We start from the raw sequence: 14,083 nt of genomic DNA on the forward strand, positions 1-14,083 counted from the left end.
AATCTAAAAAAGATGACTCCTGTACAATACAGGAATCACCTTTCCAGTGTAGCATAGTCTTTTTTTAAAAAGTCCTTTACAAAGGGTACACTTTAATTGGATACAGGCTTTTTAATATTTTAAAAATTATCATCTTTGTTTGATAGTTTCGCTTTAAAAAAATCTCCACCTTTAAATTTATTGTTGTCTGTGCCCCATCGTATTTCTTTGTCTTCTTTTTTGAGCTTAGGAATATGTTTGGAGCAATGGATATAAGCTTCCTCAACGCGAATTGCTACCCATTGCAATGCTCTATCTCCTTCTACTTCATTTAACTCTTTTATTTTTTCTGCTGACAAAGCTAGAGAAGAAAGCTGATCCCTTTCCAAAATAGAGGCTTCTCCATTTACATGTAAGCCGATAGAATGATCAAAGAAGTCAATAAACATTAATCCGATATGAGGATTTTCACTAATATTTCCTAAACTCGCCATCACACCATTTCCTTGGTATTCCGGATATAGTAGCGTTTTATTATCGACCACTCTTACAAAACCTGCAGTCCCTGCTCGGAATGAAGCATCACAGTTTCCTGATCGATCAGAAGTAGAGATAAATACCATCTCTTGTTCTGCAATAAAGGAACTCATATGTTGATTTAGATAAGAAAGAAATTGATTATCGTAAAAGGCTGTTGCTTTTTTCTCTGTACCGTACTTCTTTTGTAAGAGTCGTTCTCCATTAGACATCATTGATCCGCCCTCTTTAAAATCTATGTGTAAAAATTGCTTTTCTTTTGATCATAAATGAAAAATGACAGATTATCTAACTATTTGTCAGATAATCTGTCATGCTTTTGGGGGCTTAATTGAAAACCGTGATAACGACTGACATTCTTAAAGCCATTCAATAACTTGAACAAGTATAAAAACATTTATGGAGAAAGTATTTAATTAATGCACTAACACCATCGATCTGAGCAGAAAAATTTCATCAAATAAACTATAAGCTTTAGAACAAGAGCAGGTAACCCTCGATGCAATAACTACTCATCTAATTTCTCTGGTGAAGATTAAAAAAACAACCACTCCACAAGGGATGGCTGTTTTGTGTTCAAGACTATCAAGTATATTTCCTCAGGTAGGTACGAATTAAATTTGTTACAGTTGTATCGTATAAACATTTTGCTGTTTCTATGCTTTGGATGTGGCCACCAAGGTAGAGATGAATCACTCCATGTAAGGATGCCCATATAACACGAACCACTTGCAGTGGATCATCTTCCATGATCAGTCCTTCTTCAATAGCTTCAGTAATAATCTCGATAAACTGTTGTAACGCAGTATTTGTAGCATGTATACTTTCGTCCCCGGGTTTAAAATCATGAAAAGCTCCACCGAACATCAACTGATAGTAACCTCTATTGTTACGACTGAAATCCCAATAGGTTTCACATAAATCTCGAAGGTAGTTTTCCATGTTTTCCTGTTTGCTTACTGATTTGAAGGATGTTGCCAATACATTACAGCCTTCTATATATAATAGTTTAATCAATCCATCCTTATTGTTGAATAAATTATAGATGATTTTGGTCGAACATTCCATTTTGTCCGCGACTCTACGTATCGTAACTGCCTCAGGTCCTTCTTCCTGTAAGATCATTGCAGCAGCTTCCACAATGGATTGTTTTAAATTATCAGCATGCTGTTGTTTTGATTCTGCATAGGTTTTAATCTTCATCAGATGTCTCTCCCTCAAATCATTCGGATTAAATAGATACGCTGTTTCTGCCCCTGTACTATACTCCATAAAATAATAACTAGTCAAATTAAGCTAGACAATAATCTCCTTTACGGTTACAATGATTCTAAATAGAAACGATGTTTCTGTTAAGGATTAAATAACTGAAAGGGTTGATGGTATGAAAGAATTAAATGGACAATGGGCTCTAATTACAGGTGCTTCATCAGGCATAGGTGAAGTATTTGCTCGCGAATTGGCAGCTAAAGGAAGTAACTTGATCTTAACAGCTAGATCAGAAACCAAGCTTACTGCAATCGCAAGTGAACTTAAGAAAAAATATGGGATCCAAACGGAGGTTATTGTCTCTGATCTCTCCCATTCTGGTGCTTCTTCAGCACTTTATAGAGAATGTCAAGATCGTGGGCACAGTGTTGCTCTATTAGTGAATAATGCTGGGTTTGCTACACATGGCTTTTTTGAAGACCAGCCCTTAGATAGAAACCATGATCAAATTATGCTTAACGTAATGGCTCTCGTAGAACTTACACATTTATTTTTACCGGAAATGTTGAAAAAGCGAAAAGGCGCAGTCATTAATGTTGCATCTACAGCGGCATTTCAACCAAGTCCTTATATGGCAGTATACGGTGCAACCAAAGCCTTTGTGCTTTCGTTTACACAAGCGTTATGGAAAGAAAATCGTAATCGTGGTGTTCAATTCCTTACTTTGTGCCCCGGTTCAACAGAGACAGGATTCTTTGATGCTGTAGGTACGAATGATGCAGTTGTCGGAAAAAAAGCTAGTCCCAAACATGTTGTAGATGTTGCACTAAAGTCGCTTGGAACAAGTCGGTCTTATGTGGTTTCAGGGCGTATGAATTATCTGGCCTCACAAGTTAATCGCTTTGTTCCAAAAAAAGTAATGCTAAAAGCAGTCAGCGATATAATACGTCCAACACATAAATAAATCGATCAATACAGTTTTCACTCTGAGGTGCATGAGAAGTAATTATATTAAAAATTGTGGATAACTACTGGTAAAAAAATGATTTTATCTACAAAAAAAGTGATTGAGCTTTTGTAATTCTTGCAAAGGTCGCTATAAGATTCACAGATTTAATACCGTTTTTCTAACATAAGATATACATACAGTGACTATTAAATTGGTTTTCAAATTAGTAGTCTCTTTTTTTGTGAAAATTTACTTGGTGTAATAATTATCTTTAAATGTGGATTGCATTTGAAATTGTTAGGTTAAAAGCGAGTGTGTATGGTTACATATTTTTCTACACGGTTGCATGGTAATTCATGTGTAGAAATATTATGTGAGTATCACAAAAATTCTTTTCTCAAGGATATATGGATAATTATGTTAAAATGTGTATATGGATATTTTGAGGAAATGAGACTAAATTTTCGAAGCAGTTCTAAACAACATGAAATAATGTTGATGTGATGAGTAGGGGTGTATTAAATGATGCTTTTAGTACCTTTTCTGACAGCTCTTATACCAGGGATTATTATTTTGACGCTTACTTATTGGTTTAGCAAAAAAGGTTTTTCATTATTTGTAAGAATGCTGCCTGGAATGATATCGCTTATAGTCGCTGTCATTTTCTTTTATATTGGTTTCGTTAACATTAGAGGATTCGAAGGTGGTAGTTACGGGTTTCTTGGCTTCTTTATAATCATCTTTTCTATTATATCTTTTGTAGTAGGGCAAAGTGATAGAAATGTAGTACGGTAAGAGATTTGTGTAATAGATGCTGTTTTATAATGAATGATTGCTAATTTATCAATAAGAATTAAATAAAACTCTGAAGGGGAAATGTTCATAGGGAGTTTAATTATCGTTGTTCCATATACAACTAGTCAGTCATTTTTGAAATAGGGGTGAGGAAAAGTTGGAAATGTTAAGCAGAATTCAAGAAAGATATAGAAAAAGTAATAAGGTCTTTTTAGCATTGAGATTTATTCTAACTGTATTTGTAATATATTTTGCTGTTCGGGTTTTAGTGATATCTATCTCAGGTCTAACAAATTCTATATATTCAACTAATTATCCGGGTTATTTGACTTTTGGGATGATCTTTTCTTTAGCATTATCTTATGTTGTGCAGCTTATAGAAATGTTGGTGAGCAACAAGAAAGAACATTTCACATTATTACTTATAACTACAATCATCATGCTAGGCGTATCCGCTTGTCTGTTGTGGTTTGCCGTTAATTCTTAAGCTAGGAATATAACCTGATCTGAAATGAATTAGAAGATTCATGGAATAATCAATCACCTTTTAACTATATGAAAGTTAAATTTCGTATCATCTTAACAAGCTTAATCTATTACCAGTGATTACATTTAACAAGACCTAATCAGTCTTAACCAATTAAGTCTCGTATTTATTAAAATATTATCTATTAGCTTTCCCACATGTCTCGCGCTCGACTAAAGTAGGAGCAAGCTTTTTAACGGTAGCTTCTTTTTCAGGTGCTTCAATTCTATGGAGTACAGATTCTACAATTTCCTGTGCTAAAACATCTACCGGAACGCCAATACAAGTCATTGGAATTTCCATGTTTGCCATCTGTGGGATATTATCATAGCTGATTAGAGAAATATCTTTAGGTACCTCAACGTTTTGTTCTTGAAGTGCTCGTAAAATACCACCGCTTATATCATAACTACCTCCAATAATGGCGGTAGGTCGTTCCTGTTCTTCTAACAAGGTTTTCACCGCACTGTACCCGTCAAACCAATCTAATCCCTCTGTTTCTACTTCTTTTATAAATGGTTCAAGACTATGCTCTTTCATCGCTTTTTTATAACCTTGATACTTTTCAAGCTGCAATTGATCCTTGGTTTGAAGCAATCCAGCGTATGCAATATGTTTGTGACCCAGCTTCACCAAGTGTTCAACAGCTTTCATCATCGAGGCTTCATGGTTAGCATCAATCACCGGATGATTGGCATGCTTTTTTCCTGAAACACCATAGGATACAAATGGCATTGTAATTTCCTCATTAACTTTAGAATGATCATCCTCAAAAATAATCATGCCGTCAACTTGAAACTTTCTGAAGGTTTCCATAGCAGTATCCATTGGGTCAATGGAAAGAATCATGGAATAGCGTGTATCTTTAAACGCTTGCGTAATATTGGTTACAAGAGTTGCGAGAACAATTCGTTCAATGGTTGGCCAAATTAAACCAACCACCTCTGTTTTTTTACGAACTAATTGTTTTGCAGCTAAATTAGGCTCATAGCCCATTTCTTTTGCGACTTCTAATATTTTTCGCTTCGTAACTTCCTTTACAAGCGGACTATCATTTAATGCTTTGGAAACTGTAGAATAGCTCACACCGGTCACCGAAGCAATATCTTTAATTGTAACTGTCATCGTTATCACCCATAATTATATATTTTTAAACTGTAGCCCCTAATTTCTTTATCATATAAGAAATTCACACGATCTAACAGAAAAAAGTAAAGTTTTTATTCCAAGATAAAAAATATTTTAACGTACTATGATATAAGTAAAACTAATACTTTCACCATAAAGACTTGGTGATAAGGCAAGTTTTTCTAAAATTCACTGGAAAATAGTTGAGATCGTATTAAAAATAGTATATCATAAAAATAACAACGTTGTTATTAATGCGTGAAATTTATTTTTAATAAATCGTTGTCACATATGTAGAAATAGGAACAGTTTAAGTCTTTTCTGGTTGAAACCGCTATCATAAGGCGGATAATTTATAAAGGAGTGAGTGATCACGTGAGTAAATTTCAAAATGTAGTAGAAGCATTACAACAAGGAACAGCACCACAGTCAACAAGCGAAGTGCAGGTATATGAAGCTTCCTTTGAACAAAAGGATGGAACGAATATTGTTATGGTGAAAGAGGGAACGGTTAAATATTTAGTAGCGGCAGGAAATGGTGCTCTATTAGGTGCACTTCAAGGTGAGCAAAACGGTGAGGCAAAAGTTTGTCCCTTAACTCACGAGAATCGTCTTGTGCTCAATGAATATTTTGACTATACAGCGCCAAAAGCCTTTGGTACCGAAATTACAACAATGGGACTTGGTGACCGTTTAGGTGTCGCTTCTCCAGGACATATTGAAACAGTTAAAAAGCATCGTGTAAAACCAATTCTAGCACAGCAGAGTATCCGTGAATTAACACTATTAAATCGTACGATGAAAGATATTTTAGATGCGGCAGCATTTGCAGTATTCCAAGAGGGATATAAGGATGGATATGGGGCAGACGCCGACCATATTAAGCTGGAAGAAGATATCGCGCATGCATTAAAACTAGGATTCTCTTTCCTTACGTTAGATTGCTCCGAGCAGATTCGTAACGATGTAGAAGGTATGGATGATGATCAACGTCAAAAAGAATATGCGGATTTTCCAGTAGACCAAAAAGAACATTACAATCAACATTACTTAAACAAAACATTTGATGTGAACGGAATCGAAGTAGGCTATGATGATGCAAGTTTAGCTAAAAATGTATTGGTTTATGGCGAAGCGATTGATTTTATGGAGCATGTATTTAAAACATATATTGAGACTTCAGATAAAGCAATCGATTTTGAAATTTCGATTGACGAAACAGAAACCATTACAAAGCCAGAAGAACATTTCTTTGTAGCAGAAGAGTTAAGAAGACGTGGTGTAACCGTGCAAAGTCTAGCACCAAGATTTTGTGGTGAATTCCAAAAAGGAATCGATTATATTGGGGATATTAATCAATTTGAAAAGGAACTTAAGGAGCACGCTGAAATTGCAAAATACTTTAGCTATAAGCTAAGCATTCACTCTGGTAGTGATAAATTCAGTGTATTCCCTATCATTGGTAAATACACAGATGGACTCCTTCATATTAAAACAGCAGGAACAAACTGGTTAGAGGCTGTTCGTGTAATCGCACAAGTAAATCCAGAGCTTTATCGCCGCATGCATGTGTATGCTGAGGATCATTTTGAGGAAACGTTGAAGTATTACCATGTAACACCAGACCTTGACAGTGTAGCAAAGCTTGAGGATACAAGTGATGCAGATCTTCCGAAGTACATGGACCATGATGCATCCCGTCAATTATTCCACGTTACTTATGGAATCTTATTAACTGCTAAGGACGAAGCAGGAGCAGACCTGTTCCGTAATGAATTTTTTGAAACATTGCTAACTAATGAAGATGCTTATCGTCAGTCACTTGTTAAGCATATCGGTCGTCATTTAGAGTTATTGGGACTTTAAAAAGAAAATGGCTTAGCCTGCTAGTTGTGGGACTAAGCCTACTTTTCTATAAGCAATTTTTAAACAGTTCCGCAATGAGCGAAGTGAAAAATAGCTTTATAGACTAAAAGATTCAATAGTCAGAAGGAAATAAACAATTGATAAAATGAAGGAAAGTAGGGATAGTATGAAAGCTTTTATGGATGAAAATTTTGTGTTGAACAATAAAGTTGGCGAAAAATTATATCATGACTATGCAAAAGATTTACCTATCATTGATTACCATTGCCATTTAAGTCCACAAGAAATCTATGAAAATAAGCAATTTGAAAATATCACAAAAGTTTGGTTATATGGAGATCACTATAAATGGCGTGCAATGCGTGCAAACGGTGTGGAAGAAAAATATGTTACAGGTGACGCAAGTGATTACGATAAATTCCTGGCTTGGGCAAAAACAGTGCCGATGTTAATCGGTAACCCACTTTATCACTGGACGCATCTAGAATTGAAGCGGTACTTTGGAGTGGAAGAAACACTAAATGAACATACTGCACCTGCTATTTGGGATAAAATCAATGGCCTCTTAACAAGTGGTGAATGGAATGTTCGCGACTTTATTGTGAAATCAGGTGTCGAGGTAGTTTGTACAACAGATGACCCAATTGATAGCTTGGAATATCATAAAAAAATAAAAGCTGATTCTGATTTTAATGTGAAGGTTTTACCTAGTTATCGACCAGATAAAGGGCTTGAGATTAATAGAGAAGGTTTTAATGGATGGGTAGATAAGCTTTCTGAAGCTGCATCCGTATCAATTAATTCCTATCAGGACTTTTTAGATGCACTTAAAAATCGAATTGATTATTTCCATGAAATTGGCGGCCGCGTTTCTGACCATGCGCTTGATGTGATGATGTATGAGGAGGCTACTGCTGAAGATGTGCAGGCCATTTTCTCAAAAGCAAGAAAAGGTGAAAAAGTATCCTTACAAGAAGAGAAACAATTTAAATCATACACTCTTACCTTTTTAGGGCAACAGTATCACGAAAAGGGTTGGGCGATGCAGTACCATATTAATGCTCACAGAAACAATAATACACGTATGTTTAATAAGCTAGGTCCTGATACAGGATACGATTCTATGAATGACGAATTAATTGCAAAACCTCTAGTTAAATTGCTTGATTCTTTAGACCAAAAGGACGCACTACCTAAAACAATTCTTTATTCGTTAAACCCACGTGATAATGTGACGATTGCAACAATTGTCGGAAGCTTCCAAGGTGGTGGCGTACCAGGTAAAATTCAATTTGGTACATCTTGGTGGTTTAACGATACAAAGCTTGGCATGATTAATCAAATGGAAACACTTGCTGACATCGGTGTATTCAGTCGCTTTATTGGTATGCTAACAGACTCAAGAAGCTTTTTATCGTATACACGTCATGAGTATTTCCGCCGTACTATGTGTAATTTAATCGGTGAATGGGTAGAAAATGGAGAATATCCAAATGACGAGGAAACTTTAGCAGAGATTGTTAAAAATATATCTTACTTCAATGCGAATGAATACTTTGATTTTTAAGGAGAAAAATGAGCACAGGCTAAATAAATAGTCTGTGCTTTCTTTATATTCTAATCAACTGAAAAAGCAAATTCATTTTTTGTGTTGTTCTATGCCTGCTATAATGTATAAGTTTCTCCGTCTGATGGTACGAGTACATCTTTTGTAAGCTCATTTTCTAAAAGGAATTGCTGTAATTCACTTCGACTTAATAAACAATGGTTAAGGGATTCCATGTGTACAACTATGATTTTAGCTGCAGGAGCTGCTTTATTTGTCGCATAGATATCTTCTTTTGTCATCGTGATAGGTCCACCCTCTAAAAATTGAGCAGCGCCAGAATTTACTACTATAACTTCAGGTTCATGTGTAGTTATTGCTTCCTCCACATCACTAGACCAAATGGTATCGCCAGCAATATATAATTTTTGTTCGGAGGGGTGATCAAATATAACACCACATACTTCCCCGGTAAACTTTAAAATTTCCCCACGGCCGTGCTTACCATTTGTTTTTGATAAGGTAATTCCTTTAAAATTTGTATTCTTACTTAAAGCTTCTATTACCTGAAATCCATATTTTTTAATTTCTGAAACGTCTTTCTCATTTTGTGCGTAAATCGGGATTTCTTTTGGAATATTTTTAATTGCCACTTCGTCAAAATGATCTGGATGTAGATGAGTAACAACTACGGCATCTGCCTTCACAATTTCTTCAATCGACGTTGGCAAACTAACCATTGGATTCGACTTATCTTGATTTGGTGTTTTCGGAAAAGGTGGTATCGTTTCTTTTTCAGCTAAAAATGGATCAATTAAAAAAGTTTTACCTCCATAGTTTAGTTTTAAGGTTGCATTTCTAATTAACGTAAGATTCATGTAAAATTCCTCCTTTTTGAATAACTAGAAATAGTATAAAATATAGAAAGTAGCGGGTACATAGAATAAATCAAGTCTTTGATGATATACACTTGATTTCTGAAAGGATGTAGAAATAATGCTTGATGAAACAGATAGACAGATCATCGAAGAGCTCACCAAGAATAGTCGAATACCAATGAAAGAGTTAGGGGAAAAAGTTCATTTAACTGGTCAAGCAACTGCATCAAGAGTAATTAAACTAGAGGAAAAAGGAGTAATTGAAGGCTATACTTTAAAAACAAATGATAAAAAGATGGGTTACCATGTTCATGCCTTCCTAGAAATTTTCACCAAAAACCTTCATCATAAGCCGTACTTATCCTTCGTTGCCTCTCACCATGCTTATGTCATTCGCAATTATAAAGTTAGTGGACAAGGCTGTTATCTACTAGAATGCAAATTTCCAACAAATGAAGAATTAGATCAGTTTTTACTTGAACTAAATCTATATGTGAATTATAAGCTAACCATTGTCATTAGATAGTGCTTATATGGAACATAATAAATTTTATGATGATGTTTGAAAAAATCTTGCACAAAGGTATTGTCTATGGGTAAGGGGATGTTTTCTTGAAGAAAAAATTAATAATTCTTACATCACTTATTATTTTTGGGATAGTTATTTTCTTAGTCTATAATCAATTACGCGTTACAACATATGATAAGGTAATGTTAGAAATGATTGATGAATCGGAGGAAGTTGAAGAAATTACCATTGAAAATAAAATAGATAATACAAAGGTAACTATAAAGGATAAAGAGTTAATTGAAAGGATTACACATAAGCCAAAAGAGATGGAATTAAAAGAACAAAATGTTACACCATCTATCGATTACTTTATCATAATTCATACTAATAAAAAGAATTATGATATAGGGTTAGGAGAAACAGGTATTCATTTTGGTTATGCAGGTAGCTATTCAATTGTTGGTGATAATATACTCTATCAAAATTTACATCACACAAAGTTTGAATGAGATATTTCAAATCTAAATCATTAATGGATAGCTTATCAGGAAAAAGCATACGCGTTTTCACTATTAGATCAGAATTCTTTAATAAGGTTTTTAATAAAGAGGGAGGAAAATAACATGTCAGAAGAAAAAGCAAACAGTAAAAAAGAACTGTCACAAGAACAACAGGTAGAATTACTCAGTTTGTTGAAGGATCGATTTGAAAGCAATCAACATCGTCATAAAGATATTGAATGGAAAAACGTTCAAAAAAAATTGGAGGCTAATCCCGAAAAACTTTGGTCACTCCATGAGATGGAAAGAACTGGTGGTGAACCGGATATTGTTGCTTATGATGCAAAGAGCGACGAATACATTTTTTATGATTGTTCAAAAGAAAGTCCAAAAGGTCGAAGAAGCGTTTGTTATGACCGCAAAGCACTGGACTCAAGGAAAAAACACAAACCAGAAAATAGCGCTATTGATATGGCTACTGATATGGGTATTGAGCTTTTATCAGAAGAAGAATATCGCCTGCTGCAAAGACAAGAAAATATCGATATGAAAACTTCTAGTTGGATATTGACTCCATCTAAAATAAGAGATCTAGGCGGTGCTCTTTTTTGCGATCGTCGCTATGACACTGTCTTTGTTTATCACAATGGAGCAGAATCCTACTATGGTGCAAGAGGTTTCCGTGGCTCCTTAAGAGTCTAATTGTGGTTTGAATAAGATAATTTAGCAAGGATGAATGAATGCAACGAATGAAGATGGCAATAATAGCATCTATCTTTTCTAAGTTAAAAGTGCCCATCGTTTGAATTAATGTTACAGTAAAAAGAGATTATTGAAAATAAAGTAGGTGAAAAATATGATAGAGATAAAAACCTCTTCGATAAGTGATGGTGATTTTAATAGAGGTGTATTTGCTACTTGCGATATTAAAAAGGGTCAACTTTTTCATGAAGCGCCAGTGATTGCATATCCAAATGATCAACATCCACACATTGAAAAAACGATTCTTGCTGACTATGCTTTTGAATACGGATCAAACCATTCTGCTATTCTTCTCGGGTATGGTATGCTTTTTAACCATTCCTATGAGCCGAATGCAAGGTATGAGATTAATTTCGATAATCATACATTTGATTTTTATGCTTATACAGATGTTAAAGCGGGAGAAGAAATGCTGATTAACTATAATGGTGAAGTCGATAACAACGATCCACTATGGTTTAATGAGGATGAAAAAGAATAGAGCAAGAAAGAATAATTTTTCAATACAACTAAAATTATAGGTAATACTAAGATGCGTCTTTGAAATTATGGAGCGCATCTTATTTTTTTGGTATACTATATTAATTAAGATAATTAACTAACTATTGGAGGATGACAAATGGCGATATACTTTAATGAGCAAGCAAAAGAGTTTCATCTTCAAACAGAAAATACGAGCTATATACTGAATATTTTACGAAATGAACAATTAGGACACCTATATTACGGGAAAAAAGTAAAGCATCGGGAATCGTTTGATCATTTACTAGCACTTGGTTACAGGGCAACTGTATCGAATGTGATCGAGGATGATACGGCTTATTCTCTTGAATTAATTAAACAGGAATTTCCTTCCTATGGAACGACGGATTTCAGAGAGCCAGCATTTCAAATCCTGCAAGAAAATGGAAGTAGAATAACCGATTTTAAATATAAAGATCATAAAATTTTTCAAGGTAAAAAGAAATTAGACGGTTTGCCTGCTACTTATGTTGAAGCGGATTCTGAAGCTGAGACATTAGAAATCTCTTTAGTTGATAAGGAAATTGATGCAGAAATCATTCTTTCTTATACCGTATTTGAAAAAATGAATGCAATTACAAGGTCTGTTAAATTCATCAATCACGGTGAAGCTTCTTTATCACTTACACGCGCCTTAAGTATGAATGTAGATTTCCCAGACGCTGATTACGACATGCTTCATTTAGCAGGTGCATGGGGACGAGAGCGTCATGTGAAAAATAGAAAGTTAGAAACTGGATTGCAAAGCATCACCAGTACACGCAGTTCTAGTAGTAGTCAGCAAAATCCTTTCCTAGCAATGAAACGACCGGATACAACTGAATTCAATGGGGAAGTATTTGGTTTCAGCTTTGTTTATAGTGGTAACTTTTTAGCGCAAATAGAAGTAGATCATTATAGTACTGCACGTGTATCGATGGGGATTAATCCGTTTGATTTTAACTGGTTATTGGAAAAAGGGGAAGCATTCCAAGCCCCGGAAGTTGTGATGGTATATTCTGATGAAGGATTAAATGGAATGAGCCAAACCTATCATCAGCTTTATCAAAAACGTTTGGCAAGAGGAAAATGGAGAGATCTTGCGCGTCCAATTCTAGTGAATAACTGGGAAGGAACGTATTTTGATTTTGATGAAGAAAAAATTGTTTCTATGGCAAAAGAGGCGCATGAGCTTGGTGTAGAATTATTTGTTTTAGATGATGGTTGGTTTGGAAAACGAGATGATGATACAACTTCGTTAGGAGACTGGTTCGTTTACGAGGAAAAATTACCAAATGGCATTTCTGGATTAGCAAAAAAAGTAACGGACTTAGGCATGGACTTTGGACTTTGGTTTGAGCCAGAGATGGTTTCTAAAATTAGTGAGCTGTATAAAGCGCATCCGGATTGGCTTATTCAGGTGGAAAATAGAACACAATCTCCTGGCAGAAGTCAGCATGTACTCGATTTTTCAAGGCAAGATGTAGTAGATTACATTTACGATAAAATGGCTGAAATTTTGTCAGCAGCTGATATTTCCTATGTGAAATGGGATATGAATCGCTATATGACTGAAATAGGATCGGCACACCTTCCCGCATCACGTCAGCAGGAAGTATCACACCGTTATATATTAGGTGTATATGAATTATATGAGCGCTTGACTTCTGCATTCCCTGAGGTGCTTTTTGAGTCTTGTGCAAGTGGCGGAGCAAGATTTGATCCAGGTATTCTTTATTATGCGCCACAAGGCTGGGCAAGTGACGATACAGATGCAATGGAACGCTTAAAAATTCAATACGGGACATCTATGGTGTATCCGATTAGTTCGATTGGAGCCCATGTCTCTGCTGTACCGAATCACCAAGTGGGAAGAATGACATCCATTGACACACGTGCACATGTTGCATATTTTGGTGCATTTGGATATGAGCTCGATGTCACGGTTATGTCTGAAGAAGAAAAACAGAAAATGAAAGAACAGATTTCCTATTATAAACAAACGAGAGAGCTATTCCAATTTGGGATTTTCCACCGTATTTCTAGTCCGTTTGAAGATAACATTACGAGCTGGACGGTAGTATCAAGTGATCAAAAAGAAGCAATTCTCGCTCGCTATCAGTGGTCGGAACAACCAAACACAGGCTTTCCTCGCACCTATTTTACAGGCTTGAATGAGGAATTTGAGTATAAGATTGAAGGGGTAGACGGGACTTTCTTTGGAGATGAACTGATGCATATCGGGATTTCACTTCTCCATCCACGTATTCTAGGCACAAAGGATGTTCACCCACATGATTACAAGTCTGAATTATTCTATATAAAAGCTGTAAATTAATATAAGCAAAAAGGGTTGATCAATTTTTTATCGATCAACCCTTTTGCTATTTCTAAAA

14 protein-coding genes are annotated in these 14,083 nt (G+C 35.3%); 10 read left to right on the top strand and 4 right to left on the bottom strand.

All coding sequences use genetic code 11. The features are described 5' to 3' along the window. Window positions 1-119 precede the first annotated feature (119 nt). Both DFR57_RS14575 and DFR57_RS14580 read right to left on the bottom strand, forming a co-directional pair. The gene (locus DFR57_RS14575) at window positions 120-731 is read right to left on the bottom strand and encodes a pyridoxamine 5'-phosphate oxidase family protein (protein ID WP_114353951.1); all 612 of its coding nucleotides are present in this window, start codon (window positions 729-731) and stop codon (window positions 120-122) included. Window positions 732-1,101: 370 nt separating this feature from the next. Then, window positions 1,102-1,719 (bottom strand): TetR/AcrR family transcriptional regulator, encoded by a 618-nt coding sequence (locus tag DFR57_RS14580; RefSeq protein WP_114353952.1) that lies wholly within the window; start codon window positions 1,717-1,719, stop codon window positions 1,102-1,104. Window positions 1,720-1,900: 181 nt separating this feature from the next. On the opposite strand from DFR57_RS14580, the gene DFR57_RS14585 reads away from it, so the two are divergent. From DFR57_RS14585 to DFR57_RS14595, 3 genes are all read left to right on the top strand, one after another. Next, on the top strand, window positions 1,901-2,689 hold the full coding sequence (locus DFR57_RS14585) for an SDR family NAD(P)-dependent oxidoreductase (RefSeq protein ID WP_114353953.1): 789 nt from the start codon (window positions 1,901-1,903) through the stop codon (window positions 2,687-2,689). Between the two features lie 507 nt (window positions 2,690-3,196). Continuing rightward, window positions 3,197-3,469: a YesK family protein gene (locus DFR57_RS14590; protein WP_114353954.1), complete on the top strand. Its 273-nt coding sequence runs from the start codon at window positions 3,197-3,199 to the stop codon at window positions 3,467-3,469. A gap of 157 nt (window positions 3,470-3,626) precedes the next feature. Continuing rightward, entirely contained in the window at window positions 3,627-3,956 is a 330-nt protein-coding gene (locus tag DFR57_RS14595) for a hypothetical protein (RefSeq protein ID WP_114353955.1), read from the top strand. 177 nt (window positions 3,957-4,133) lie between these two features. Here DFR57_RS14595 and DFR57_RS14600 read toward each other — a convergent pair whose 3' ends face one another. Continuing rightward, entirely contained in the window at window positions 4,134-5,120 is a 987-nt protein-coding gene (locus tag DFR57_RS14600) for a LacI family DNA-binding transcriptional regulator (RefSeq protein WP_114353956.1), read from the bottom strand. Window positions 5,121-5,498: 378 nt separating this feature from the next. Here DFR57_RS14600 and DFR57_RS14605 point away from each other — a divergent pair, with 378 nt between their 5' ends. Together DFR57_RS14605 and uxaC are read left to right on the top strand one after the other, a co-directional pair. Continuing rightward, window positions 5,499-6,989 (top strand): tagaturonate epimerase family protein, encoded by a 1,491-nt coding sequence (locus DFR57_RS14605; protein WP_114353957.1) that lies wholly within the window; start codon window positions 5,499-5,501, stop codon window positions 6,987-6,989. 145 nt (window positions 6,990-7,134) lie between these two features. Beyond that, on the top strand, window positions 7,135-8,556 hold the full coding sequence (gene uxaC / locus DFR57_RS14610) for a glucuronate isomerase (RefSeq protein WP_211315373.1): 1,422 nt from the start codon (window positions 7,135-7,137) through the stop codon (window positions 8,554-8,556). Window positions 8,557-8,654: 98 nt separating this feature from the next. On the opposite strand, the gene DFR57_RS14615 is transcribed toward uxaC, so the two are convergent. Next, window positions 8,655-9,413, bottom strand: coding sequence for an MBL fold metallo-hydrolase (locus DFR57_RS14615; RefSeq protein ID WP_114353959.1), 759 nt, complete (start codon window positions 9,411-9,413; stop codon window positions 8,655-8,657). Between the two features lie 118 nt (window positions 9,414-9,531). Between DFR57_RS14615 and DFR57_RS14620 the strand changes: the two genes are divergently transcribed. The 5 genes from DFR57_RS14620 (at window position 9,532) to DFR57_RS14640 (ending at window position 14,025) form a co-directional block, all read left to right on the top strand. Continuing rightward, window positions 9,532-9,939 (top strand): Lrp/AsnC family transcriptional regulator, encoded by a 408-nt coding sequence (locus DFR57_RS14620; RefSeq protein ID WP_114353960.1) that lies wholly within the window; start codon window positions 9,532-9,534, stop codon window positions 9,937-9,939. 86 nt (window positions 9,940-10,025) lie between these two features. Next, on the top strand, window positions 10,026-10,433 hold the full coding sequence (locus DFR57_RS14625) for a hypothetical protein (protein WP_114353961.1): 408 nt from the start codon (window positions 10,026-10,028) through the stop codon (window positions 10,431-10,433). A gap of 114 nt (window positions 10,434-10,547) precedes the next feature. Next, window positions 10,548-11,126 carry a DUF4256 domain-containing protein gene (locus DFR57_RS14630; RefSeq protein ID WP_114353962.1) on the top strand — a complete coding sequence of 193 codons (579 nt, stop codon included), beginning with the start codon at window positions 10,548-10,550 and terminating at the stop codon, window positions 11,124-11,126. 154 nt (window positions 11,127-11,280) lie between these two features. Further along, complete coding sequence (locus DFR57_RS14635) at window positions 11,281-11,667, top strand: SET domain-containing protein (protein WP_114353963.1); 387 nt, start codon at window positions 11,281-11,283, stop codon at window positions 11,665-11,667. A gap of 138 nt (window positions 11,668-11,805) precedes the next feature. Next, window positions 11,806-14,025: an alpha-galactosidase gene (locus DFR57_RS14640; protein WP_114353964.1), complete on the top strand. Its 2,220-nt coding sequence runs from the start codon at window positions 11,806-11,808 to the stop codon at window positions 14,023-14,025. Window positions 14,026-14,083: the final 58 nt, after the last annotated feature.

Origin of the sequence: Saliterribacillus persicus (assembly GCF_003337485.1) — a bacterium.
Lineage (GTDB): Bacteria > Bacillota > Bacilli > Bacillales > Amphibacillaceae > Saliterribacillus > Saliterribacillus persicus.